Source organism: Microcoleus sp. B5-D4 (assembly GCF_036705145.1).
Taxonomy (GTDB): Bacteria; Cyanobacteriota; Cyanobacteriia; order Cyanobacteriales; family Microcoleaceae; genus Microcoleus.
Map to the genome: position 1 here is coordinate 1 of NZ_JAUBTV010000101.1, position 23,883 is coordinate 23,883.

Annotated in this window: 28 protein-coding genes and 1 pseudogene; 14 read left to right on the forward strand and 15 right to left on the reverse strand. The window is 46.9% G+C overall.

The features are described 5' to 3' along the window. Positions 1–187: 187 nt before the first annotated feature. From QUB10_RS29665 to QUB10_RS29675, 3 genes are all read right to left on the reverse strand, one after another. Positions 188–838, reverse strand: a complete 651-nt coding sequence (locus QUB10_RS29665) for a nucleoside triphosphate pyrophosphatase (RefSeq protein WP_333206787.1) — start codon at positions 836–838, stop codon at positions 188–190. 182 nt (positions 839–1,020) lie between these two features. Further along, positions 1,021–1,560, reverse strand: coding sequence for a photosystem II reaction center PsbP (gene psbP, locus QUB10_RS29670; protein WP_333057481.1), 540 nt, complete (start codon positions 1,558–1,560; stop codon positions 1,021–1,023). A 143-nt stretch (positions 1,561–1,703) separates the two neighbouring features. Beyond that, on the reverse strand, positions 1,704–1,916 hold the full coding sequence (locus tag QUB10_RS29675) for a chlorophyll a/b-binding protein (protein ID WP_193973911.1): 213 nt from the start codon (positions 1,914–1,916) through the stop codon (positions 1,704–1,706). 318 nt (positions 1,917–2,234) lie between these two features. On the opposite strand from QUB10_RS29675, the gene QUB10_RS29680 reads away from it, so the two are divergent. Further along, positions 2,235–2,846, forward strand: a complete 612-nt coding sequence (locus tag QUB10_RS29680) for a hypothetical protein (RefSeq protein ID WP_333057483.1) — start codon at positions 2,235–2,237, stop codon at positions 2,844–2,846. Between the two features lie 263 nt (positions 2,847–3,109). Here QUB10_RS29680 and larB read toward each other — a convergent pair whose 3' ends face one another. The 5 genes from larB to ispF all read right to left on the reverse strand — a co-directional run bounded on the left by larB (position 3,110) and on the right by ispF (position 7,469). Further along, positions 3,110–3,913, reverse strand: coding sequence for a nickel pincer cofactor biosynthesis protein LarB (gene larB, locus QUB10_RS29685; protein ID WP_333206788.1), 804 nt, complete (start codon positions 3,911–3,913; stop codon positions 3,110–3,112). A 108-nt stretch (positions 3,914–4,021) separates the two neighbouring features. Next, entirely contained in the window at positions 4,022–5,794 is a 1,773-nt protein-coding gene (locus QUB10_RS29690) for an ABC transporter substrate-binding protein (RefSeq protein ID WP_333206789.1), read from the reverse strand. Positions 5,795–5,822: 28 nt separating this feature from the next. Beyond that, positions 5,823–6,395 (reverse strand): PIN domain-containing protein, encoded by a 573-nt coding sequence (locus QUB10_RS29695; protein WP_333206790.1) that lies wholly within the window; start codon positions 6,393–6,395, stop codon positions 5,823–5,825. Continuing rightward, entirely contained in the window at positions 6,373–6,921 is a 549-nt protein-coding gene (locus QUB10_RS29700) for a hypothetical protein (RefSeq protein ID WP_333206791.1), read from the reverse strand. The genes QUB10_RS29695 and QUB10_RS29700 overlap by 23 nt, the downstream gene beginning before the upstream one ends. A gap of 68 nt (positions 6,922–6,989) precedes the next feature. Then, positions 6,990–7,469 carry a 2-C-methyl-D-erythritol 2,4-cyclodiphosphate synthase gene (gene ispF, locus QUB10_RS29705; RefSeq protein ID WP_333206810.1) on the reverse strand — a complete coding sequence of 160 codons (480 nt, stop codon included), beginning with the start codon at positions 7,467–7,469 and terminating at the stop codon, positions 6,990–6,992. A 126-nt stretch (positions 7,470–7,595) separates the two neighbouring features. Between ispF and QUB10_RS29710 the strand changes: the two genes are divergently transcribed. Further along, on the forward strand, positions 7,596–7,733 hold the full coding sequence (locus tag QUB10_RS29710) for a hypothetical protein (RefSeq protein WP_333206792.1): 138 nt from the start codon (positions 7,596–7,598) through the stop codon (positions 7,731–7,733). A 261-nt stretch (positions 7,734–7,994) separates the two neighbouring features. On the opposite strand, the gene trmD is transcribed toward QUB10_RS29710, so the two are convergent. Further along, the gene (gene trmD, locus QUB10_RS29715) at positions 7,995–8,690 is read right to left on the reverse strand and encodes a tRNA (guanosine(37)-N1)-methyltransferase TrmD (protein WP_333206793.1); all 696 of its coding nucleotides are present in this window, start codon (positions 8,688–8,690) and stop codon (positions 7,995–7,997) included. A gap of 108 nt (positions 8,691–8,798) precedes the next feature. Between trmD and QUB10_RS29720 the strand changes: the two genes are divergently transcribed. The 4 genes from QUB10_RS29720 to QUB10_RS29735 all read left to right on the forward strand — a co-directional run bounded on the left by QUB10_RS29720 (position 8,799) and on the right by QUB10_RS29735 (position 16,606). Further along, positions 8,799–8,957: a hypothetical protein gene (locus tag QUB10_RS29720; RefSeq protein ID WP_333206794.1), complete on the forward strand. Its 159-nt coding sequence runs from the start codon at positions 8,799–8,801 to the stop codon at positions 8,955–8,957. A gap of 65 nt (positions 8,958–9,022) precedes the next feature. After that, positions 9,023–9,916, forward strand: coding sequence for a cyanophycinase (locus QUB10_RS29725; RefSeq protein WP_333206795.1), 894 nt, complete (start codon positions 9,023–9,025; stop codon positions 9,914–9,916). 338 nt (positions 9,917–10,254) lie between these two features. Then, positions 10,255–12,975 carry a cyanophycin synthetase gene (cphA, locus tag QUB10_RS29730; RefSeq protein WP_333206796.1) on the forward strand — a complete coding sequence of 907 codons (2,721 nt, stop codon included), beginning with the start codon at positions 10,255–10,257 and terminating at the stop codon, positions 12,973–12,975. Between the two features lie 226 nt (positions 12,976–13,201). After that, complete coding sequence (locus tag QUB10_RS29735; protein WP_333206797.1) at positions 13,202–16,606, forward strand: DNA methyltransferase; 3,405 nt, start codon at positions 13,202–13,204, stop codon at positions 16,604–16,606. Here the strand turns inward: QUB10_RS29735 and QUB10_RS29740 are convergent. Beyond that, a complete protein-coding gene (locus QUB10_RS29740; RefSeq protein ID WP_333206798.1) occupies positions 16,564–16,833 on the reverse strand; it encodes a hypothetical protein in 270 nt (89 codons plus the stop codon). The two genes, QUB10_RS29735 and QUB10_RS29740, sit on opposite strands and share 43 nt — an antisense overlap. Positions 16,834–16,874: 41 nt before the next feature. Here QUB10_RS29740 and QUB10_RS29745 point away from each other — a divergent pair, with 41 nt between their 5' ends. The 7 genes from QUB10_RS29745 to QUB10_RS29775 all read left to right on the forward strand — a co-directional run bounded on the left by QUB10_RS29745 (position 16,875) and on the right by QUB10_RS29775 (position 19,731). Beyond that, positions 16,875–17,495 carry a transposase gene (locus tag QUB10_RS29745; RefSeq protein ID WP_333206799.1) on the forward strand — a complete coding sequence of 207 codons (621 nt, stop codon included), beginning with the start codon at positions 16,875–16,877 and terminating at the stop codon, positions 17,493–17,495. Continuing rightward, on the forward strand, positions 17,425–18,000 hold the full coding sequence (locus QUB10_RS29750) for an RNA-guided endonuclease TnpB family protein (protein WP_333206800.1): 576 nt from the start codon (positions 17,425–17,427) through the stop codon (positions 17,998–18,000). The genes QUB10_RS29745 and QUB10_RS29750 overlap by 71 nt, the downstream gene beginning before the upstream one ends. 73 nt (positions 18,001–18,073) lie before the next feature. Continuing rightward, the gene (locus tag QUB10_RS29755; RefSeq protein ID WP_333206801.1) at positions 18,074–18,424 is read left to right on the forward strand and encodes a type II toxin-antitoxin system RelE/ParE family toxin; all 351 of its coding nucleotides are present in this window, start codon (positions 18,074–18,076) and stop codon (positions 18,422–18,424) included. Next, the gene (locus QUB10_RS29760; protein ID WP_333206802.1) at positions 18,421–18,717 is read left to right on the forward strand and encodes an XRE family transcriptional regulator; all 297 of its coding nucleotides are present in this window, start codon (positions 18,421–18,423) and stop codon (positions 18,715–18,717) included. Before QUB10_RS29755 ends, QUB10_RS29760 begins: the two co-directional genes overlap by 4 nt. A 73-nt stretch (positions 18,718–18,790) precedes the next feature. Continuing rightward, positions 18,791–19,018, forward strand: coding sequence for a type II toxin-antitoxin system VapB family antitoxin (gene vapB, locus QUB10_RS29765; RefSeq protein WP_333206803.1), 228 nt, complete (start codon positions 18,791–18,793; stop codon positions 19,016–19,018). Further along, positions 19,015–19,401, forward strand: a complete 387-nt coding sequence (locus tag QUB10_RS29770; protein ID WP_333206804.1) for a type II toxin-antitoxin system VapC family toxin — start codon at positions 19,015–19,017, stop codon at positions 19,399–19,401. Before vapB ends, QUB10_RS29770 begins: the two co-directional genes overlap by 4 nt. 84 nt (positions 19,402–19,485) lie before the next feature. Further along, positions 19,486–19,731, forward strand: coding sequence for a hypothetical protein (locus tag QUB10_RS29775; RefSeq protein ID WP_190657256.1), 246 nt, complete (start codon positions 19,486–19,488; stop codon positions 19,729–19,731). Positions 19,732–19,749: 18 nt separating this feature from the next. On the opposite strand, the gene QUB10_RS29780 is transcribed toward QUB10_RS29775, so the two are convergent. From QUB10_RS29780 to QUB10_RS29795, 4 genes are all read right to left on the reverse strand, one after another. After that, positions 19,750–20,139, reverse strand: coding sequence for a hypothetical protein (locus QUB10_RS29780; protein WP_333206805.1), 390 nt, complete (start codon positions 20,137–20,139; stop codon positions 19,750–19,752). A 4-nt stretch (positions 20,140–20,143) separates the two neighbouring features. Continuing rightward, entirely contained in the window at positions 20,144–20,488 is a 345-nt protein-coding gene (locus QUB10_RS29785) for a hypothetical protein (protein ID WP_333206806.1), read from the reverse strand. 170 nt (positions 20,489–20,658) lie between these two features. Next, a complete protein-coding gene (gene cbiE, locus QUB10_RS29790) occupies positions 20,659–21,867 on the reverse strand; it encodes a precorrin-6y C5,15-methyltransferase (decarboxylating) subunit CbiE (protein WP_333206807.1) in 1,209 nt (402 codons plus the stop codon). A gap of 20 nt (positions 21,868–21,887) precedes the next feature. Beyond that, on the reverse strand, positions 21,888–22,385 hold the full coding sequence (locus QUB10_RS29795; protein ID WP_333206808.1) for a GNAT family N-acetyltransferase: 498 nt from the start codon (positions 22,383–22,385) through the stop codon (positions 21,888–21,890). 388 nt (positions 22,386–22,773) lie between these two features. On the opposite strand from QUB10_RS29795, the gene QUB10_RS29800 reads away from it, so the two are divergent. After that, complete coding sequence (locus QUB10_RS29800) at positions 22,774–23,463, forward strand: Ig-like domain-containing protein (RefSeq protein ID WP_333206809.1); 690 nt, start codon at positions 22,774–22,776, stop codon at positions 23,461–23,463. Positions 23,464–23,769: 306 nt separating this feature from the next. Here the strand turns inward: QUB10_RS29800 and QUB10_RS29805 are convergent. After that, positions 23,770–23,883, reverse strand: a pseudogene (locus QUB10_RS29805) (photosystem II q(b) protein); the annotation flags it as partial.

A 23,883-nucleotide genomic window follows, 5' to 3' on the forward strand; every position in this document is an offset into this window, starting at 1 on the left:
ACGCCCATCCCACAATAACAATTAAAATTGTAAGTTATTTAATTCGTGATCCTAAGAAGCAGAACACGGACGGGCGGGACACCCCTCCCACAACACCAAGGCTATCAATCCTCGTTCCCAGGCTCTGCCTGGGAAGGCATATCAGCGAGGCTCTGCCTCCCGATTGCTGACATGAATTTAACAATATTTAAGATTGCCAGAAATCTGCCACATCATATCCCATTTCGGTGAGCATTTGCCGCAGCAGAGGTAAGCTCAAACCAATCACATTTGTGTGACATCCTTCGATTTTTTCCACAAAAAAGCCGCCTTTACCTTCGAGTGCAAAACAGCCTGCACAGGCGAGGGGCTCTCCGGTAGCGACGTAAGCCGCTATTTGGCGCGAGGTAACTTCCGCAAAATGAACTTTTGTAACTTGACAACGAATGATCGATCGCGACCTCGCCTCACCAAAGTCATCGAATCTAGTATCAATTAAAGCATGACCCGTATACAGTTCGCCCACCTTACCGCGCATTTTCTGCCAGCGCGAGATTGCTTCTTCCGCATCCTTGGGTTTGCCGTGAATTTCGCTATCTATGAGCAAAATTGAATCGCATCCCAAAACCAAACAAGATTTGGGATTAGGGATTTGGGGGTGAGAATTAGCCAGCAAAAACTTAGCTACAGCCTCAGCTTTTCCCTCTGCTAAAACCTGCACTAAATTAGTGGCATCCCTCATTTGTATTTGCCCTTCATCAAAGTCGCTGGGGCAAATCACAGCTTGAATTCCGGCATTTTCTAGCAGGCGACGGCGCGCTGGAGAAGCTGAAGCTAATACAAAAGTTGGAATTTTCATAAGTTAAGAAGTTCAGTTGACAGTTGACAGTTGACAGTTGACAGTTGACAGTTGTCAGTTGTCAGTTGTCAGTTAACTGTGGTGAGGTTTCCAGCGAACAGTCAACAGTCAACAGCGAACAGTCAACAGTCAACTGTCAACAATGCCCCATGCCCCATGCCCAATTCCCAATTCCCAATTCCCTAATAAACAGAGAAAGATTTAACAACTTTCTCAAAAGCTTCTTTTACCTTCGGCCAGCGTTCTTCGGTAGTGGAAACGTTAAGCGTAAAAAGTTTGCCGCGGCTGACGGCTACACTCGCTAAGTTGTGCCGTTCTTGGTTTGGCAACTTAACGGCGTATTCTAAAATGTAATAGTTTTTCGATCGCGATTCACGAGCTTCTGCATTGACTAATTCAGCTTCGCGACCCGAATCAGCCGGGGCGATCGCACTTTTGCTGAGCTTGTATCCCACATCCGTCGGCGATCCCAAATCCGCCAGAGTTTTGTCCTTCGCAACTGGACTGATTACAACGCTGACATTCTCGGTTTGCTGAATCAAATCGCGGAACACCACATCGGGCCCGTTAGAAACCGCGATCGGCAGCCAGCCGTTAGGATAGAGAAATTGATAGCCATCGCCAGTATCAACGTAGCTTTTGAGTCCGGTGACTTTAGAGACACAACCGGTCAAGGTGAGGCTGAGAACCACCAGAAGTATTGCCGCAATTCGTTTGAGCATTCTTTTTACGGATAGGGTAAAACAAAAATATTTAATTTTAATTGTCTCACCAAACCTTGCCCCTAAAAATAGTTAAGCTATGGATCGCTGTTTGTGTACCGCCAGCGATCCATAGCCATATAGTTTAATTGTTAACAAAATCATTACAGGTGAGTCAGCCAGCTAATCAGCCCGTGCTTGGTCGAAACTTCTAAAGCCAAGAGAGAAACAAAGCCAATCATGGCAAGGCGGCCGTTTAAGCGTTCTGCGTAGGGAGTGAAGCCGGTGCGGGGTTCGTCATCGATGTATACTGTCGGCTCGATCGCAAAATTGTTCATTTTGCCTTGGTCGTCCAGCATTAAGCCTCGGTTAGTCATGTTTTTTTTCCTAAATGGTTTTTAGTGTACTGTAACTAAATGTAACAGACTTGTGAAGATATGTAAAGGATTGTGAGAAATTTTTTTTAAAGATCTCGATCGGACACCAGTAAAAAAAATGCAACGCTAGGCTCTCAACCCTTATATAGTCAGTCTTTCCCTAATCTAAAATCTAAAATCTAAAATCTAAAATGGTATGACGGTGGGTAGACTCTGGGCCCCGGAGGGGGGAGGATAGAGTGGAGAGGCACAAAAGTCGATGGTGTATGGCAAATCCAGTCTGGGTTTGACGAAAATTGTGGAACGGAGGAAAAATTTATGCGGGCCAGTCTGGAAATGCGGTGGTTTTATAGCGGTGCACTGCCAAAATCAATCAATCAATGGTTTGGAAGCGAGAGTCTCGGCACGTATCTTTCGCCTCCCGAAGAGCGGGAAGACATATATTTGCTAGTACCAAGCTGCGACTACTTAGGAGTGAAGCTGCGTGGGAAAACCTTGGAGGTAAAGTGGCGTCAGGGAGAGTTGGGGACAATGCCGTTCGGCAACCGCTGGGAAGGCAAAGCCGAAAAGTGGCTGAAGTGGGTTTGTGCGGACACGATGGCGCCGATACCGGCGGATATTTTGGCGACAGGAAAGTGGGTGGGAGTCAAGAAAAAGCGAGCGCAGCGTCTTTACCACGTTTCGGAGTCGGGTGCGGTAATGTCAGTGCCAGTAGAAGCCCCCATTCCTCAAGGTTGCACCGTGGAACTTACTCAGTTGAACATTAACGGCAGCGCGTGGTGGACTTTGGGATTTGAAGCATTTGGCAGCGAAAGTTCTTTGACAGAAAACCTGCAAACAGTAGCTAGTTGGACTAGCAAGAGTTATCAGGCGCAAAAGTTAAAAGCTGAGGATTCATCTGCTTATCCGGTTTGGCTGGCTAGCAAGTAATATCAAACCCGGCTTTAATAATACCTCCTGTATTTTTTAGTCGCCCTCTGCTGGGACGAGAGTTTGTGTAGATGCGGTTTCAAGAGTCTGATGGAAGGGGTTTCTAACTATAGCGCGAGCGGTCTTCGCGAGGGGGGCGCTCGCACTGCACTCGAAAAATTACAGCAGATTTCAGGTAAATGAAGAACAAAGAAACCTGTTTGGAGTAGGGGCAATGCCAAGAGAACCCTCCCTGATTCAGGATTTCAGTTCAAAACTCAAAACTATTCCCCCTCTCTCCGATTCTCCTCCTCTTTCATTTTCCCCACTCTGCCAGCACTTCTGAGAATTTGACAAGCCAAAATCGCCGCCCCAAACCCATTATCAATATTCACCACACCCACACCAGCCGCACAAGAATTGAGCATAGTTAAAAGAGGAGCAATCCCGCCAAAACTCGCGCCGTAACCTACACTCGTCGGCACAGCAATCACCGGACAATCTGCCAAACCCGCAACCACACTCGCCAAAGCACCTTCCATACCCGCAACCGCAATCAACACATCAGCATCAGCAATCACGTGCCGGTTGCTCAGCAAGCGGTGAATGCCGGCAACTCCGACATCCCACAAACGTCGCACCTGAAAACCGCAAAGTTCCGCAGTAATTGCCGCCTCTTCCGCTACAGGTAAATCCGCCGTTCCCGCACTGATAATAGTCACAGTACCCGGATGCTGCGGAGTTGGGGAATTAGGAGAAATTGCACAAATTCGAGCCTTTTGGTAGTAGCACAAATCGGGTATTTTGTGTTGCAATTGCTCGAAAACTTCCGGTTCGATTCGTGTCGCCATCACCGCAGAATTTCGCCCGCGCATCGCCTCGATAATTTCAACAATTTGGTCGGGCGTTTTCCCTGGGCCCCAAATTACTTCAGGAAAACCCGTTCTTAAAGTGCGGTGGTGGTCAATTTTGGCAAAATCGCCGACTTGTTCAAAGTCAAAATGCTTTAATTTATCCAAAGCTGCGATCGGACTCACATCGCCTGCGGCCACTGATTCGAGTAACTGCTGTAAAATTTTAGGTTCCATAAACTAATAACTAATGACTGCTAACTAATGACTAATGACTAATGACTAATGACTAATGACTAATGACTGCTGACTAATGACTAATGACTAATGACTGCTGACTGCTGACTATTCTGTTATTTTCAGCTCGTACAAATTCCAGAAAGCACCGCCGAGGGCACTGTAGCGAATTCCCGAAACGCGATCGCGCACCGCCTCAAAAGTCAGCGGATTGACCATATAAACAAAAGGAACTTGTTCCGCTATAATCCGCTGCGTTTCTCCATAAAGCTCCTTGCGCTTCGCCTCATCAAGCTCCTGGGAAGCCTTCACATAAAGGTCATCGATTTTCTGCTCCCAGTCGTACACTTCCCAACCTTTAATCGGGGGTTCTCCGGATTGCGGGCCCTGGTTGAAACTGTGCAAAGTGCCATTGACTGACCAAATATTGTAGCCGCTGTGCGGTTCAGTACCTCCCGTAAAACCGCCGAGGTAAGTATCCCAATTCCGCGTCAATCGCAGCTTTTCCACATAAGTGTTAAAACTCAGGAACTGCGTATCAATTTGCATCCCCAGTTTGCCCAAGTCTTGCTTAATTTGCGTTCCCATTTGTTCCCGAACTTTTTTACCTGCCGCCATCAACAAAGTAAATCGTACCTTGTTGCCTTCAGCATCCAACAATTCGTCGTTACTATTATACTTGAAACCAGCGCTTAACAGTAACTCTTTGGCTTTTTGTAGATCGTAACTGTAAGTTTTCAATCCCTGTTCTGGGGACAGGTAGAACGGGCTTTGGGCCGGAATTGGGGAATGTAGCGGCGCGCCCAGTCCGCGATAAATATTGTTAGTCATCGCCTCGCGGTTGATGCCGTAGGCGATCGCCTGCCGAAATTCCTTACTAGCAAACCAGCGAGACTTAACCGGGTCTACAAACGGCTGATTTTGAGCATTGCGCCCCTTATTCAGATTGAAACACATAAACACGCTGCCAGTATCCGGGCCGCCGTTAAAGACCGTATATTTGCCGCGTTTTTCCTCCCGTTTCAGCAGCGGAAACACTTCCGGCTCCACATTCAGAGTATCCAAATCGCCCGATCGAAAATTCAGCAGTTGATTGTCAGTATTTTCGATAATTTGCCAAACAATTTGCTGGATGTAAGGTTGAGGATTTCCCTCAGCATCTTGGCGCCAAAAATAGGGATTTCGTTCCAAAACCACGCGCTGATTGGGAGTGTAGCTCAGCATTCGATATTGACCATTTCCAACAATTTTTTTAGGATCAGTATCCGTGCCCCAAGTAGTCAGGTATTTAGGGTTGCCGTCTGCATCTGTATTTTCGACAGCTTCCTGTAAAATATGAGCTGGTAAAATCGGGATTCCCCCAGCATATCTAATAAAAGGAGCAAAGGGTTCTGCAACGGAAAATTCAACGCGGCGACTGTCGAGTTTTTTGACTTTTGGAAATTGGTCGCTGATGCCAACCCTCAGAATATCTTTCAAACCGCTAGGAATTTTGTCATTGAAATAAATCTTTTCATAGCTGAAGATAATGTCATCAGTAGTCAGAGGCTGGCCGTCCGACCATTTCAATCCCTCTCGCAGGGTAAAGACAATCTTTTTGCCATCTTTAGAAACTTCCCACGACTCAGCTAAACCAGGTTCTAACTCCGATGTCAAGCCATTTTCGTTGATCAGTCCCTCGTACATATAGCCAAAAACGCTGTATGCAGATTGATTTAGGGGGTAGTTAAAGGTAGCTGGGCCGCTGGGGGTGGGAACGATGAGTCTGTTTACTAAGTTCGATCGGGCGGGACTACAAGCAGAGAGACTGACGGCTGCAATTACAGCCAGCAGAACAGCCAGCCAGCGGCGCTTTGAATGTAAAATAGGGAAAATTTTCATAATAATTTACTGTACCACCTGCGTGCAATTATGACTGAGATTGTAGCCAGCCTAGAAAGTTTTTAGTGACAGAGAAATACTTTGTAATCCCCGCCTCTCGCAAAACATCTTGAACTTCCGGTAGACCAAATTCTTTGACGTTACCGCTGAGAAATACTTTGGTTTCTGTAGAATGCGATCGTGCATGACTGAGGATACAGTGTAGAATCAAATTGTCGGTTGGATCTTTTTCGATCAAAGTTTCGTTTAAGCTTGATTCGACAATCTCTGGATTTAATGCAATCATTTCTGAATTTCGCGACATCAGACTTATCGCTTCCCGCAAGCGTGATTTAATTTCACCTACTCGATAGCGATAGGAAATCAATGATTCTTCTAGGTAAAGAGATAGAGATGCGGCGTGTTCAGATGTCACATCTCGCTTTCTTTCGCTAACTTGACGAGTTAGCTGTTCCTTAAAATAGTTTTGTCGCTTCAACTCATCCTCTAAAGCTGACAAAGCCTCCATGTAACAAATGCTTGGTATTACCAACTTAACTGATGAGGACAAATCCCTGAGCAACATAATTGCTTCAGCCTCACGCCCTGTAGTAATACTCATCAGAAAGTTGGTCTCGATATATATAATTGCCACCTAGTTCCACTCCTGATTTTGTTGTTCCACCTGCAAGTAACGGCAGCAAACCGATGGCTGCTATCTGTTCTGATGCTGGCGGACTTTCTGATTTCCAGTTATAATCTAAGTCATGCAGCCACGATTCAATCAGCCCCTCAATGGTATCTTCAAATATCCATTTACTGCCAAAACTCGGCATATAATAGCGACATATTTCACCAGTATTGAGAGTGCAAACAGGCTCCGATAAATTCACACCATCCCATTTGAAAATCAAAATTTGTTCCGCGTCAACAAACATAGCATAGGGAACGATCGCGTTGTTTTCAGACAGCTTAGCTAACACAGCTTTCAGCCAATTGAGCGCGCGATCGACAATTTTCTGTTTTGCGTCTGCTTCTTGAGCTTGAATAATTTTAACCTCGATTAGCACGACTATGCGATCGTCCTTATCCAACGCGATGACATCCGCGTCTACAGGAAATTGTAATTCCCAGGTGTCAGTGTCCATGATTTCAGGCTTCCTAGCGATTTTGGATTAAAGTATTGACTCCACTATCAATTTTAGATTGTAGAGTTCTATTTTTTGCCCAGCAAAACTACAGCATAGGCTGCGATTCCTTCTTCTCTCCCTACAGGCCCTAATTTTTCGTTTGTAGTAGCTTTGATGCCGATTTGGTCAGGTTTTAATTGTAGGACAGTAGAAAGCCGATCGCGCATTTGCTGAATATGCGGTTTCAGCTTTGGACGTTCCGCCACCACCACCGAATCAATATTGCCGATTTCCCAGCCTTTATCTAATATTAACTGATTGACTTGTGCCAGCAATACGAGACTATCAGCACCTTTCCATTTCGGGTCAGTTGGCGGGAAATACAGCCCGATATCTCCTAAGCTGAGAGCTCCGAGCATAGCGTCCATGATAGCGTGGGTAAGTACGTCGGCGTCGCTGTGGCCGAGTAATCCTAATTCGTGGGGAATATTGACACCGCCTAGGATGAGAGGGCGATCGGGAACTAAGCAGTGAATGTCGTAGCCATTGCCGATGCGGATGTTCATGTAAAAGGAAGGTTTGGTAAGTATAGTAGAAGACAATTATTTCATATTTTTAGGGAGATAAGTGAATTTATTTTTTAATGCCGATCCGAGTGTTAAAGATTTTTTTTGCTGCTTTCCTCAACAGTTATGGCAATCCTAAAGCTGTTGGAGGGAGGGGAGAAAAGGGTTAATGCTGGAAACGCTAGAAAATTATGGGGACTTCTCGATCGCTCTCCTGAACTCAAAGACTTACAAACGCGAATCCAAAATTTATTAGGCTCTTAAATATACGGGATTTACGCATCAAGACCAAAGAAACCGGGTTTTTTACCAAATCTGTGGACTACAACGAAGTATTACCGCAAAAACCCGGTTTCTGACCAGGAATTTCAAAGGTGGTACCCGCCACGTGATTTATCCGTGGAATCAATCCCAAATCGAAAATCGAAAATCCTCAAGAAAGAGCATTTATCTCGCGCAAGTCAATCGAAAATCGAAAATCGAAAATCTAAAATCGATTGACCACTCGTGCGATCGCCCTTTCTCCTATTCTTCCCTCTCCTGCAACCACCGATCGTACAAATCCAGCCGGCGCGATCGAGTTCTTTCAATTTGCTGTTGCTTGCGCCAGCGAGCAATTTCTGCGTGATTACCAGACAGCAACACATCGGGCACCTTCAATCCCCGAAAATCCGCCGGTCGAGTGTACTGCGGATAATCCAAAAGTCCGTCTTCAAAACTCTCAAACTTCAGCGAATCTTCCTTCGCCACAGTTCCCCGCAGCAATCGCAAAACCCCATTAATCAAAGCCAAAGCCGGAATTTCGCCCCCCGTGAGCACAAAATCCCCCAAAGACACCTCGCGAGTCACCAAATGCAGGACTCGATCGTCCACACCTTCATAATGACCGCAAATCAATACCAACTGATCGCGATCGGCCGCCAACTCCCGAAACATCGCTTGCTGCATCGGTTCCCCCTGGGGAGTAAGCAAAATCACCTCCCGCCTCGGCAAAATCGGCAGCGACTCCACCGCAGCAAAAATCGGTTCCGGTTTCATCAGCATCCCCACTCCGCCCCCGTAAGGCTCATCATCGACTCGCTGGTGCTTGTCTGTGGTAAAATCGCGGGGATTGACAAAATTCACCTCAGCAATCTTTTTAGCTAAGGCTTTGCCCATCAGTCCCGACTCTAGGGGAGCCCGGAAAAATTCTGGAAATAGGGTAACAACGTCAAATCGCACAATTATTGGAATTTCATTGATACATCATCTCTAGTTTGACCTTTAGAGGGAGTTCAGTTTTCAGTAATTGCTTTATTCTTTATAATTTCTTATAATTTCTGAGAATTTTTGCAAGTTAAATTCTCTTCCTTTGTCGGCGGGCCGGTTTTGTACAACAATAATCAGTTTTTCATGACAGCGACTGCAAGTAAACTCGCCCCCAAACAACTGCGGGATAGTGCGCTCGGCGATCGCACCTCACTCGCACCAACAAATATTTCTTCTTAAAAAGCCCTATTCTACGCACAGCCACGGCAAAATTGAATTTCACATCCAACAGAGGAAGACACACCATGCAGCAGTTGACATCTCAAGCCCTTGAACACAATATTCCCCAGCGCACAAAAACCTCGATTATGGTCATCGGGGGAGCCGAAGACAAAGTTCACGGGCGAGAGATTTTGAACACCTTTTTTTGCCGTGCTGGGGGTCCAAACGCTCGGCTGGCGATCGTTCCCTGCGCTTCGCGAGATCCCGAAGGAATTAGCAACCGCTACCGCACAATATTTGACGAAATGGGCGTTAGCGCAGTCAAAGTAGTGGACATCCGCGAACGCGAACAAGGCGAAAACCCCGTCTGGAAAGATTACTTAGAAGACTGTACGGGCGTATTCATCACAGGCGGCGACCAACTGCGGCTCTGTGGGCTGCTGGCGGACACCCCGCTGATGGAGAAAATTCGCAAAGAAACCCTCGAAGGCAAGATTACCCTCGCTGGCACCAGCGCGGGTGCTGCGGTGATGGGATATCACATGATTGCAGGCGGCGGGAGTGGCGCGTCGCCGAACCGCTCTTTAGTAGACATGGCAAACGGACTTAACATTATTCCTGAGATCATCGTAGATCAGCATTTTCACAACCGCAACCGCATGGCTCGCTTGCTGTCGGCTGTGGCTTGCCATCCCGATCGCCTCGCTATTGGTATTGACGAAGACACCTGCGCCTTGTTTGAGGGAGACGATACTATGAAAATTCTCGGTAAAGGCACTGTGACTATTGTTGATTCTAGGGAAAATTTTTATACCAATGAGTCTATGGTAGGAGCGACAGAACCCTTAAGTCTGTTCAATATGCGCTTGCACGTCCTGTGTCACGGAGATTGCTACAATATGCCCCTAGGCAAACCAATGCCATCGGGAGCGTGTTCCGAGTCTGGCTGGCCCCCCGAATGCCGCACAGCCAACTAACGTAGAACATCTCTTGTCATTGATTCGGCAGAAATTAGGCGGCATTCCGGCCGAATCATGGATACCACAATAGAATAGATTCCGAAGCAGCCACGGTCTGACCCCAGGAGGCCGAACCACAGAAAATTCTAGCTTCGAGCTTTGAGTTTTTGCTAGCCATGAACCTGTACTTGTTTTTAGCCGATCGCAGGGGCATGAATTTTCAATTGGGTAGCCCATAACTGGAAATTCACTCCCAAACTGTTCGTAGCGAACAGTCTATCGAGCAATCTAGATCGAAATTGAATAAATGCTCCAATTATCTATAAGATTTCGCGCCCCATACCCCTCTAACTGCCATGAAAATACTTAAAATCCAGACCTTACGCGGCCCCAACTACTGGAGCATCCGACGCCAGAAACTCGTCCTGATGCGTCTGGATTTAGAGGAGTGGGCAGATAAAACCACAGCGGAAATTCCTGGCTTCTATGAAGGGTTGATCGCCACACTTCCGAGTTTGAACGACCATCACTGTTCTCCAGGCCATCAGGGAGGATTCCTGCAACGGGTCAGAGAAGGCACAATGATGGGACACGTAATCGAACACGTCGCCCTAGAACTTCAGGAAATGGCAGGAATGCCGGTCGGGTTCGGCCGTACCCGCGAGACTGCGACCCCAGGTATTTACCAAGTAGTAATCGAGTATCAAAACGAACAAGCCGGTCGCTATGCAGCGCGGGCGGGCGTGCGGATGTGCCAAAGTATTGCCGATACAGGCACTTATCCAGCAGCAGAATTAGTCCAAGATTTGAGAGACCTGAGAGAGTTTGCTGCGTCGGCGGCCCTGGGGCCGAGCACGGAAACACTGATTAAGGAAGCAGAAGCGCGGGGCATTCCTTGGATACCTTTGAGCGCCCGGTTTATGATTCAACTCGGCTACGGGGTTCACCAAAAGCGGATTCAGGCAACTCTGAGCAACCGGACGGGAGTTTTGGGAGTAGAACTTGCCTGTGACAAGGAAGGTACTAAAAATATCCTCGCCAGCGCCGGCGTACCGGTTCCCAGAGGAACGGTGATTCATTATTTGGATGAACTGCGCGGGGCGATAGAAGATGTCGGCGGTTATCCGATCGTCCTCAAACCCCTAGACGGCAACCACGGCCGCGGCATTACGATCGACATCAATTCCTGGGAAGCAGCAGAAGAAGCCTACGACTTAGCCAGCGCCGCATCAAAAACAAAAAGCGTCATTGTCGAGCGCTATTACGTCGGCCGTGACCACAGAGTATTGGTAGTCAACGGGCAAGTCATAGCAGTCGCAGAACGAGTCCCCGCTAACGTCGTGGGCGACGGCAAGTCTACAGTAGAACAGCTTATTGAAGAAGTAAACCGCGACCCGCAGCGAGGAGACGGACACGACAACGTGCTCACCCGGATCACGATCGACAAATTGTCCCTGGATTTGCTGCAAAAACAAGGATACGCAATGGACTCCGTAGTGCCCGCCGGCGAAAGAGTATTTTTGCGCGCGACAGCAAACTTGAGTACCGGTGGAATTGCAGTCGATCGCACCGACGAAATCCACCCAGAAAACGTCTGGCTGTTTTCCAGAGTCGCCAAAATTATCGGTTTGGACATCGCCGGCATTGACGTAGTAACTCCCGACATCTCCAAACCCCTGCGCGATGTCAACGGCGTCATCGTCGAAGTCAACGCAGCACCGGGTTTCAGAATGCACGTCGCCCCAAGTCAAGGTTTGCCCCGCAACGTCGCCGGCGCCGTCTTCGATATGCTGTTCCCCTCACCTCAACCCAGCCGGGTGCCGATTTTAGCGGTAACGGGAACCAACGGCAAAACTACAACCACTCGCCTGCTAGCCCACATTGTTAAGCAGACCGGTCAGATTACCGGATACACGACTACCGACGGCACTTACATCGGCGATTATTTGGTCGAAAGCGGAGACAATACCGGGCCGCAGAGTGCTCAATTGATTTTGTCTGACCCCACGGTAGAAGTGGCGGTGCTGGAAACGGCTAGAGGCGGAATTTTGCGATCGGGCCTCGGCTTCGATCAGTGCGATGTCGGCGTCGTCTTGAACGTCGCAGCCGATCACTTGGGCATTGGCGACATCGACACCGTGGAACAACTGGCCAAACTCAAAAGCGTCCTCGTCGAGTCGGTAATGCCCAAAGGCTATGCAGTTTTGAATGCAGACGACCCGTTAGTATCACAAATGGCGCAGCGTGTCAAGGCTCAAATTGCATATTTTTCGATGAACCCGGATAACGAACTGGTTGCAAAACATACCGCTGCGGGCGGGCTGGCAGCGATTTACGAAAATGGGTATTTGTCGATATTGAAAGGCGATTGGACGCTGCGAATTGAGCAGGCTGTGAACGTGCCGCTGACGATGGGCGGGCGCGCGCCGTTTATGATTGCTAATGCTTTAGCAGCTTGTTTGGCGGCTTTTGCCCAAGGATTGAAAATAGAAGATATTCGATCGGCTTTGTCAAGCTTTCAAGCATCCGTCGGCCAAACTCCCGGTAGGATGAACCTGTTTAATTTGGGCAGCTATCACGCTTTACTCGACTACGCCCACAACCCCCACAGCTACAAAGCTTTGGGCAGTTTCGTGCTGAATTGGCAGGGACAGCGGATCGGGGTAGTCGGCGCGCCCGGAGACCGGCGAGATGAAGATTTTGTCACGCTGGGCAAACTTTCGGCCGAGATGTTCGATCGTATTATTGTCAAAGAAGATATTGACAGGCGCGGCCGAGAACCCGGTGTTGTGGCAAAGTTAATTTGCCAGGGAATTGCCGAGGCGATTTCTGCCGGAACCGCAAACAAATCTCAAGTTGAATACGAGTTGATTCTCGACGAAACAACAGCCGTTAACAAGGCTTTAGACGAGGCGCCGGCCGGCAGTTTGGTGGTGATTTTACCTGAAGGTGTCAACAAAGCTTTGAGTTTAATTGAAGCGCGGAAACCGATTAAGGAATCTGTGGAAGTTCAAAATGGTTTAGATCGATCGAAGTCACAGGAAAGTTTAAAACCGACTGTGGTGAATCAAGGTTAAACTCTTAAGTCTCATTTAATTAATAGGTTGGGTTACTTGTGTTAGACCCAACCTATTAATTTTAAAATTGTTAGTCATTTCCGTTTGATTTGGACTTGTATGATGTTAAATTTTGTAGGGGCGGGTTCACCTACAATAATTGCCCATAATTTACAATCTCATAAACCCGCCCCCGCGTGCGTCGAGGACTATAGAATCAGGAAAAAGCAAGCAACAGGGTTGAAACATGAATGAGGCCGATCGCACGCGAGTCGAAACATTCATCACGCGCTGGGCAGGTTCTAGCGGTAACGAACGGGCAAACTACCAGTTGTTTTTTGCGGAAATGTGCGATGCGCTTGGGGTCGATCGCCCTTGTGATAAAGGCAGAATTCCCAACGATCCCTACTGCTTTGACAAAGATGTCAAGATTTTTCACCCCAGCGGCAAAGTAACTCCGGGGTTTATTGACTTTTACAAAGCCGAGCATTTTTTAATCGAGGCAAAACAGGGCGGAACGACAAGTAACAAGGGAACAGCAAAGCGGGGAACTAATAGCTATTTGCGAGAGATGGAAAAAGCGTTTGTGCAAGCAGTTGCTTATACGCGAAATTTGCCCAGCAAACCGCCTTTTTTGTTAACTTGCGATATTGGCGATCATTTTGAATTATGGATGGGTTTTAGCGGCGATTATGGCGGCTATGGGGCGAGGCGAGAAATCGGGCTAATTGAGTTGCAGAAAGCCGATGTTTTCGATTTGTTTGTCGATATTTTTAGCAATCCGCAGCAGCGCAATCCAGAGAAGATTGCGGCGCGGGTGACGCGGGAAGTGGCGGCGGATTTGGCAGAGTTGGCGAAGCGGATGGAGGCGAATGTCGATCCGCAGCAAGTCGCCCAGTTTTTGATGCGCTGTATTTTCACCATGTTTGCCGAGGATGTGGGGTTGCTGAAGGAACATTTGTTTACGCAGGCGCTGGAAACGCGATGGATTCTCAATCCGAAGACTTTTAAGCCGGAGGTAGAGGCGCTGTGGGAGGCGATGAATGAGGGGACGAGTTTTGGCTTTCATGGCAAACTGTTGCGGTTTAATGGGGGATTGTTTGCCGAGTCGCAGGCGTTTGCGCTGACAAAGGCGCAGTTGGAAGTGTTGTTGCAGGCGGCGAAGCGGGATTGGTGCAATGTGGAACCGGCGATTTTTGGGACATTGTTGGAAAGGGCGCTGGATTCGAGGGAACGTAGTAAGTTGGGGGCTCATTATACGCCGCGATCGTATGTGGAAAGGTTGGTAAAGCCTGTGGTGATGGAACCTTTGGGCGATCGCTGGATTGCGGTACAAGCGGAGGTTAAACAGTTGCTCAACGCGGGGGAATCGGAACCGACTGCAAATCAAAGGAAAAAGGCGAGCTCAGTTTTAGAGGCATTTCTGACGGAGTTACAACAGGTGAAGATTCTCGATCCGGCCTGCGGATCGGGAAATTTCCTGTATGTGACGTTGGATTTGTTGAAGGGCTTGGAATCGGAGGTGTTGCGGCGCTTGGAGGATGTCACAGGGGCGGCGCAGTTGCGGTTAGATATTGCACAAGTCAATCCCAGTCAGTTTTTGGGAATTGAGATTAATCCTAGGGCTGCGGCGATCGCAGATTTGGTGATTTGGATTGGCTATTTGCAGTGGCATTTTCGGCGGTTTGGCGATATTCCCCCGATCGAACCCGTGTTGCGGGAGTACAACAATATTGAATGCCGGGATGCGGTGTTGGCCTATGAGGGGATAGAACCGGATGTGGATGCGGCGGGGAAGGTGCGGACAAGGTGGGGTGGGCGGATGATGAAAAGTCCGGTGACGGGAGAAGATATTCCCGATCCGACAGATAAAGTCACGATTTATCGCTATTTGAATGCAAGGGCGGCCGAGTGGCAGGAAGCGGATTATATTGTGTCGAATCCGCCGTTTATTGGGAATCGTAAAATGCGCGAAATTTTGGGAGATGGGTATGTAGAAACATTGAGAAAAGTTTATAAAGATGTACCGGATACAGTTGATTTTGTGATGTACTGGTGGCACAAAGCAGCAGAGGTAGTACGTGCTAGAAATGTTAACATATTTGGGTTTATCACAACAAATAGTATTCGTCAGGTTTGGCAAAAAAAAGTTATAGATTTTCACTTGTTAAATCCGAAAAATCCACTTCGGTTAATTTATGCCATTCCCGATCACCCTTGGACTGATGATGGCGCACAGGTCAGAATTTCTATGACGGTCTGTCAACTTAGTAATTATGACACATCTAGACTAATTAAATTGGGGTTCGTAATTCGTGAATCTGAAGCAGAAAAACCAGAAGATTCCGCCGGAGAAATTAAAATAGAGTGGAAAAATGCAGGAAAAATATTTAGCAATCTTCAAGCTGGAACTGATGTTTCTAGTGCGGTTTCTCTCAATGGTAATCAGAAGTTAGGTTGTCTTGGGGTAAAACTTCATGGTATGGGTTTTTGTTTGACAGAAGCAGAAGCAAAGAACTTGGAGACAGAAGTAATTCACCCTTATCTAAATGGTCGTGACTTGCTACAATTTTCAAGAAAAGCATTAGTCATAGATCTATTTGGACTAACAGAAAATGAAGTTTGTGCTCGTTATCCGAATGTCTACCAATGGATTTATGAGCGTGTCAGACCAGAGCGTGAAAAGAACAATCGTCCAGCCTATCGCGAAAAATGGTGGATTTTCGCCGAACCGCGTTCAAGTTTCCGCCCTGCTCTAAAAACGATATCTCGTTATATAGGTAGTACGCAAACCAGTAAGCATCGTGTGTTCACTTTTATTGATACTAAAGTTATTCCCGATCAGAAAATTCTTGCGATCGCTTTAGATGATGCTTATTTCTTGGGAGTTCTTTCTAGTCAAATTCATGTTAAATGGGCATTAGTATGTGGCGGGCAGCTTGGTCCGACCCCTGTTTATGTCCAAACTACTTGCTTCGATCGCTTCCCCTTCCCAACTCCAACCGACACCCAAAAACAAACCATCCGAGAACTCGGAGAACGCCTCGACAGCCACCGCAAACGAGTCCAAGCCAGTCACCCCGAAGTCACCATCACCGGGATGTACAACCTCCTCGAAAAACTCCGCAAAGGCGAACCCCTCGACGACAAAGACAAAGCCTTCAACCAAAAAGCCTTAGTCTCCACCCTCAAACAAATCCACGACGAACTGGATGCCGCCGTCTTTGCCACCTATGGTTGGGAACCCACCCTCACCGACGACCAAATCCTGGAAAACCTCGTCACCCTCAATGCCCAACGCGCCGAAGAAGAACGCAACGGACACATTCGCTGGCTGCGTCCCGACTACCAAGCCCCAGGCGAAACCTACGTGCAACCATCCCTTGCAGGCATCACCACCGAAACGGAAACCCCGATCGCCCCCACGGAACAACAACCCTTCCCCAAAACCCTCAAAGAGCAACTTTGGGCCATCCGCGACTTATTCCGCACCCAAAGCGGCGAATGGACAGCCGCCCAAGTCACCGCCCATTTCAAAGCAGCCAGCCGCAAAAAAAAAGTCATTCTCGACTGTTTAGAAAGCCTCGAAGATCTGGGGATTTTGCTCAGTCATACTGAAGGTGGCGTGCAATATTGGTATCTCCCAACCTGATGGAATTGCAAAAACTTGTAGCTTACGCTAGGGGGTTTGAAGGCGATCGCCCTTACCGGAAAACTGGGTTTAAAGCCCCGTCCTTCGCTTGACGGCTTTTCCTCTTTAAGTTTATCAATCCAGTCTTCTACAAGTTGGGTCATTGTTTTTTCTTTCTGTTTGGCAATTCTCCGCAACTTCTCTAGCCGACTCACGACAATGCGAATACTTAATCTTTCTCTGACCATTTGGCTACCCAATTGCTACCTATTATGTTATCATAGTTAGCATGAAAACATTGAAGTTCAAGCTATATCAAAGCAACCAAAATAAACACCTCAAGCGAAGTATCAATGCTGCCGGAGTGATTTATAACCATTGCATTGCACTTCACAAACGGTACTACCGGATGTGGGGTAAGCACTTGAATTGCAGCAAACTTCAAAGTCATATCGCCAAACTCAGAAAGCGTAAAGCATTCTGGCAACAGGTTGGATCTCAGGCTGTACAGGATATCTGTCAACGCATTGAGAAAGCCTATCAACTGTTCTTTAAGCATCACAAGAAAGGAGTTAGACCTCCCGGATTCAAGAAAGTTCGCAGATACAAATCGTTCACTCTCAAGCAAGCTGGCTACAAATTATTAGGCGGCAATCGAATTAAGATTGGGAATCGCGTTTATCAGTATTGGAATTCCAGAGAGATAGAAGGGAATGTTAAGACGTTAACCATTAAACGCACGACATTAGGAGAGCTATTTATGGTTGTGGTCGTTGACAGCGTTGAAGAACCTGAAACCAAAGTCGAGACGAGTAGAATCGCTGGCGCAAGATTTCGGCTTGAAAACGTTTCTCACCTGCTCAGATGGAACAAAAATCGAATCACCGCAATTCCTGAAACAGTCCCTTAACGCTATTAAGAAAGCAAATCGTCAGCATTCCCAAAAACGGAAAGGCTCAGCGAACCGAGAAAGAGCAAGACTTAATCTAGTTCGCAAACATGAAGCCGTAGTGAATCGTCGCTCTGATTGGTTCTGGAAATTGGCTCACGAACTAACTGATAAGTTCGACGTGCTGTGCTTTGAGACGTTGAATCTAAAAGGAATGCAACGACTTTGGGGACGTAAAATTTCAGACATTGCATTCGGCGAATTTCTCCAAATTCTCGAATGGGTTGCCAAAAAGAAAGGAAAAGAAGTAGTTTTCATCGACCGTTGGTATCCATCTAGTAAGACTTGCTCGCATTGTGGACAGGTTCTGAAAGAGTTGGATTTGTCAGTTCGTGAATGGCGCTGTCCGTCCTGTCAAAGGGTGAACGACAGAGACGAGAACGCGGCGATAAATATTTGTGTGGTTGGGGCATCAACCGCTAAGTTAGGTGATGTTAGACAGGCTATGCCTGCAATTGCTGTCTGAGCTTAGAATCCCTTCGCCTTTAGGCAGGGGAGTATGTCAAAATTGTTATAGTATTTGATTCTCAACAAACCCGATGACCATCAAACCGATTCGGTGGGTTGGCGCTACCCGTGAAGAAATCCAATCTCTTCCTGACGATGCCCGAAAAGAAGCTGGTTTTGCACTTTGGACACTTCAGCAGGGCATACAACCATCAGACTTTAAACCCATGTCGATCGTAGGCAAAGGCGTTGAAGAAATTCGGATTCGGACAGAAGATGCCTATCGGGTATTTTATATTGCTAGATTTGAAGAAGCTATTTACGTTCTTCATGCTTTCCAAAATAAAACTCAGAAGACAGCCAAGAAAAATATCGAAATTGGACAGAAACGCTACCAACAGTTGTTACAAAATCGTTTAAATTCAAGAGAACCAGAACCATGAGTGAAAATACTATTACCCCAGCAACCGATAATATCTTTCTCGATCTGGGATTTTCAGCAGAAGAAGCTGATAACTTACTAATCAGATCGCAACTCATGCTCGCCCTGCTTCATCAGATTAAACATCACCGTTGGACGATCGACCAAACTGCTCAACATCTCAAACAGTCAAACGACCAAATCAAAGCTCTAACTCAAGGTAAAATTGGGGAATTCTCGGTTGATACTCTGATCGCAATGCTAAACCAAGTAGGCATGACTGTCAAAATCGAAATTTGTCCCAAGGTAGCTTAGAGCGAGATTAGAGACATCGGTAAGTTTGGCTTTGCGCTTGTTATCATGAGCTTATCCAGCAAGAGGTTATCTAATGCTAGAAAACACCATCCTAGAAACCCTGGTCAAGTTGCCAGATTCCCTGAAACAGGAAGTTTTGCACTATGTAGAATTCTTGGCCGCAAAATATGCAAATAATGAGGTTGCCGTAAATCCTCCTCAAAAGAAACGTCAAGCCGGGATGATGAAAGGCACGTTTGTCTTACCGCTTGCTGATGATTTTGATGCACCATTAGAGGATTTCCAGGAGTATATGGAATGAGTGCATTGCTCCTCGATACTCACACTTTTATTTGGTTTTCAGAAAATGCTCCTAACCTATCAGTTACCTTGAAGGAGCAGATTGAATCCGCCGATATAGTCTATTTGAGTATTGCCAGTCTTTGGGAAATTGCCATCAAAATCAGCATTGGTAAATTGACACTGCAAGCAGACTATGCAGACATCGAACCTCAGTTACCTGCTGCTGGCATCTTATTACTGCCAATTTCCTTTGGGGATACTGTACAGGTTCGCAGCCTACCATTCCACCATCGCGATCCATTCGATCGAATTTTAATTGCCCAATCCATTAATCATGCTTTAGTTTTAGTCAGCCGTGATGAAGTGTTTGATGCTTATGCTGTTCAAAGACTATGGTTATAAACTAGATTATTATCGCCAATGGCATTGACCCGATCGAGCGTAAAAGAGTAAAATAAATTCTAGAGTTAGGCTCAAAAATTTTCCATGCCTCCCGAAGAAATCCTCCTACAATACTGGCGCGAACTTGCCCCCGCCGATCGCGCAAAAGTCCTTCAGTTTACTCAAGCTCTAGCGCTCAAATCTTCACCTGAATTTACCCCCAAAACACAACTCGGTCAAACCTTGTGGAAACTTCGCCAACGGGCGATCGCCAACGGTATGAAACTTCTCAATGAAGTGGAGTTAGAGCAAGAAATTGCCGATCGTCGAGGTGGCTACGGTGTCTGGTAAACTAACTTATCTGGATCTCTATTCCATTTGCAAATACTCCAAAACCAGCAACCGCAAATAGTCTAGCATTCGGATATAAGACCGCATTTGAAGATAGCCCGATCGCGTCTCATCATAAAACTGAGCAATCGCAGAACGATCGAACACCCTGAGCTGATGTAACTCTGCGATCGCTTGCTCGCGATTCTCAACCTCTGCGCGCTCCTCAATCTGACTAGCATAACCGCGAATACTTACTGTTACTAACTCAAGCTCCTCCAGAAAAGAAAAATCTTCCTCGGAACCAAGATACCTCTGAGATATCTCTTTGCGCTCTGATTTAGTGTTTTGATAGTCAACCCTCAACTGTGCCAAAAGTTGCACAATAATATCTTGTTGAATCGCTAATTTGTTCTGAACTTGTGCCATATCGCTATTCCTCATTAATGCCATAAGTCACGATTTTCTCAACACCATACTGGTCAGGTCGCACAATTAAAAACTCATAGCCCTTTCGGTAAACAGCGGCTCCATCCTGCCGATATCCCGTGCGAGGAACTCTTACAGCACCTCTGGTGTTGAAGTTGTGTGCTTTACGCAAATATTTGAGTGGATCAAATCCTTTTCTTTGTGAATAGTCTAACACACTTTGGGCCACAGTTCGATAAGTTCCTCTATCCCATTCAGACAGATATTGCTGTAGTTCGATAACTTCAGTGTTGGAATAGTCTTCAAACAGTCGATCTAAATAAGGATCTACAGATGATTCGTCTGGCATTATCACTCTCATTTCAGAGGATATTATTGATTATAGCTTTATTGGAAAAAGATCGATCGCCTTTTATATCAAATCCACTCTTCATCGGAATGATTCATCTCTCTCATCTCTTCCTCTGTGTTCTCTGCGTACTCTGTGGTTAAATCATTCCGATCCAATCAGAATTGGTATTACCCCTTAACAATCGCCCACTGAGTCACCGGCGCAAGCGGTTTCCAACCCTGAAAAGAACCGATCGCCCCAACTCGCTGAATCCCAATTCTAATTAGTTCCCCGCCATAACGATCGTGCCATTGCAAAACTTTAAACTCGCTCTCAACTGTCACCGCATTAACAACTAATCGGCCGCCTTCACCTAAAGCATTCCAGCAAGTTTCCAGCACAGCTTCTGCGGTGACACCGCCGCCGATGAAAATAGCATTCGGTTGAGGCAAATTTGTCAGGGCTTCTGGCGCTTCTCCCGCGACAATTTGGAGTTCGGGAACGCCGAAAGTCGAGGCATTTTCGGCGATGTATTGCAGTCGAGTTGGGTGGCGTTCGATCGCGATCGCCCTGCACCGAGGATGACTCCGCATCCATTCGATCGCGATCGAGCCGCAGCCCGCACCCACATCCCAAAGCAACTCACCCGGAATCGGTGCTAACGTTGACAGAGTAACGGCTCGAACCTCCCGCTTGGTAAGTTGTCCGTCGTGGCGATAAGCAGCATCCGGCAAACCCGCAGTTCGGGGGAGGATAAGAGTTTGTCGATCGGCTGCAACTGCGATCGCGATCGTGTTCAAATCCGCCAAATCCGCTGCATTCCAGGCTGTTGCTACCCCCTCGATCCGCCGTTCCGCTCCCGACCCCATCCGCTCGAACACGGTCATCAAACTGCTGCCAAACCCCTGCTGTGTTAACATTGTCGCCACAAGACCAGGGGTGTGCCTGTCAGCACTCAACACCAGCAGGCGCGCGCCAGGGGACAAAGCAAGGGCGATCGATGCGATCGGGCGATTTGTCAAACTGAAAGTCTCAACATCCGCCAGCGGCCAACCCAAACGGGCGCAAGCAAGACTAAAAGCCGATGCTGCGGGAATCACAGTCATTTCCGAAATGGGAATCTGGCGCGACAGTGTTACCCCAATTCCGTGACACATCGGATCGCCGCTTGCGATCACGCACACAGACTGTCCCCGGCGACGGAGGATTTGATCGACTGTTGCTTGTAGCGGCGAAGCCCAAAGCAATTGTTCGCGGGTGTCGTCGCTTGGTAGCATTGCGAGGTGACGGGCACCACCAACAACGATTTGAGATCGATCGAGTAGGGTACGGGCGATCGCACTCAATCCCGATAATCCGTCTTCGCCAATCCCCACCACCGAAAGCCATTTGTGCATTGCGCCCTTACTGCTAATTACTACTTATCGATTCTAAAGAATAATATCGGATTTCCATTCATAATTCTTTCTTCTACTTGTTTCATTCCGAGTCTTTCTGCGACTTTTTGCGACTCAATGTTTGGGCGATCGCAACTTGCGACAAGATAGTTAAAGCCAAGTTCATCAAAACCATAATCCAATATTTTGGTTGATGCTTCAGTAGCGTAACCTTTTTTAAGTGCTTTCGGCAGCAGTGCGTAAACTAACTGGGGCTGTGCTTCTTCAAAAAAATACCACAAACCAACAAATCCAATAGTTTCTCGATCGCTCTTAGTTTCGATAAACCACAAACCGAATTGCTTGTCTGCAAACAGCTTTTTGTTTTCGGCAAGCATTTCTTCAACCTTTTGTAGCGACCAGATTTCGCCGTCGCACAGATATCTCCTCACATAGGAATCAGTGAAAATTTTGTGGAGCGTGTTGAGATCGCTCTCCACAATCGGTTTCAAAACTAATCTCTCTGTTTTAAGTATCATGTCGGTTATTTTTTTAGGATAACTTCCCTATATTATTCGATGTTTTTGTGCATCTATTATATTACCATTTGCTGACCGTAATGTTATACTTAGCGATTCTACTTTACAATACCTCTTGCATAAATTTTTGATATGTAAACCACAGATTTAAGGCAGATGAAACACAAAGTAACGCAGATATTTTTAATAAATCTGAGTGAATGAATGCTATTTTATCTGCTGTGAAATCACAAATTTATTCCGAGATACTTTAGCGCAGTCTTCCCACTGTGAAAAAATAATAGCATTTTATTTATCTCTGTGCCACTTTTCTCGGTGGCATACAAAGCTAGAGCGCTAGGCGCACTGGTTCATAAAGTTATAGATACAAAAAAAACCCATATTAAATATGAATAACAAACAGAAGGAATTTATCGGGTTCGGCTGCGTAACTGCGATCGTCCTGTTATTCGGATTCATAGGTATTACGGTATGGGAGTTTAGAGAATTTCTAGGTATATATAATCCCCCTTGCCTTAACTACAATTCTTGGGAAGTAGAGCCTTTAATTGTGGGTCAAACGACTAAGCTAAAAATCGGGAGTACCGACGCCGCTTCAGGGTGTATTCCAGGAGATTCTACGCAGTCCGAGAAACAGTGGGTGTGGTCGTCCGATTATGAAGAAGTCGTCAAAGTTTCCCCAGATGGAACTGTGACGGGTATTGCGCCGGGAAAGTTTGCCGTGTTTGCCAAAAAAGGTGGAGAAACACTCTCTATGTCCGGTATTGTTTACCCGCCTGATTGGACACTTCGGATTCTACCAGAAGTTGCAACCGTCCGCGTGGGCGATCGTATTACCTTTAAAATGATTCTCTCGGATTCAAAGGGGAGATTGCTTCCGCCAGTGACTCATTTCCGATTTTCGACTCCCTACTATCAGCAACCGATACCTGGTGCACCCAGCAAATCTCCCAATCCGGAGCCGTTGCTCGCTCAAACGCAATCAGCGGGGACATTTCAAGCGCTGCGACCTGGAACTGTTACTATTACTGGGGCAATGGGCGATCGCACTAGCGAAGCCAAATTAACTATTAAATAAAAAACAAAAATCCTTCCATTCCTAGGAATCTCCGGCCGCGAATCATTTGAACTGTTGCTGCTTATCCGCTGCTGGTATATGCCTTAGCTTATGTACAACTATGCTTAGACCCTGCGAGCATCCCGCACAGCAAAGTTTCTATATCTCGCTTCGTACTCTCACAGCCAACACTCCTCTAAAACCCAAATTGGGATGCTCCCCATGTTACCGGACTAGATATCACAATAAGTCTCTAAAAAATATATTTTCCCAAACAAAAAGCGCCCCTATTTCTAGGAGCGCTTTTTGTTAATCAAAAACTAAAACTTAGCCATTGATAGAAGGAGCTACCATTGCTACTGGAGTGACTTCACTAGCAGCCAAGTCAAGCGGGAAGTTGTGAGCATTGCGCTCGTGCATTACTTCCATACCCAAGTTAGC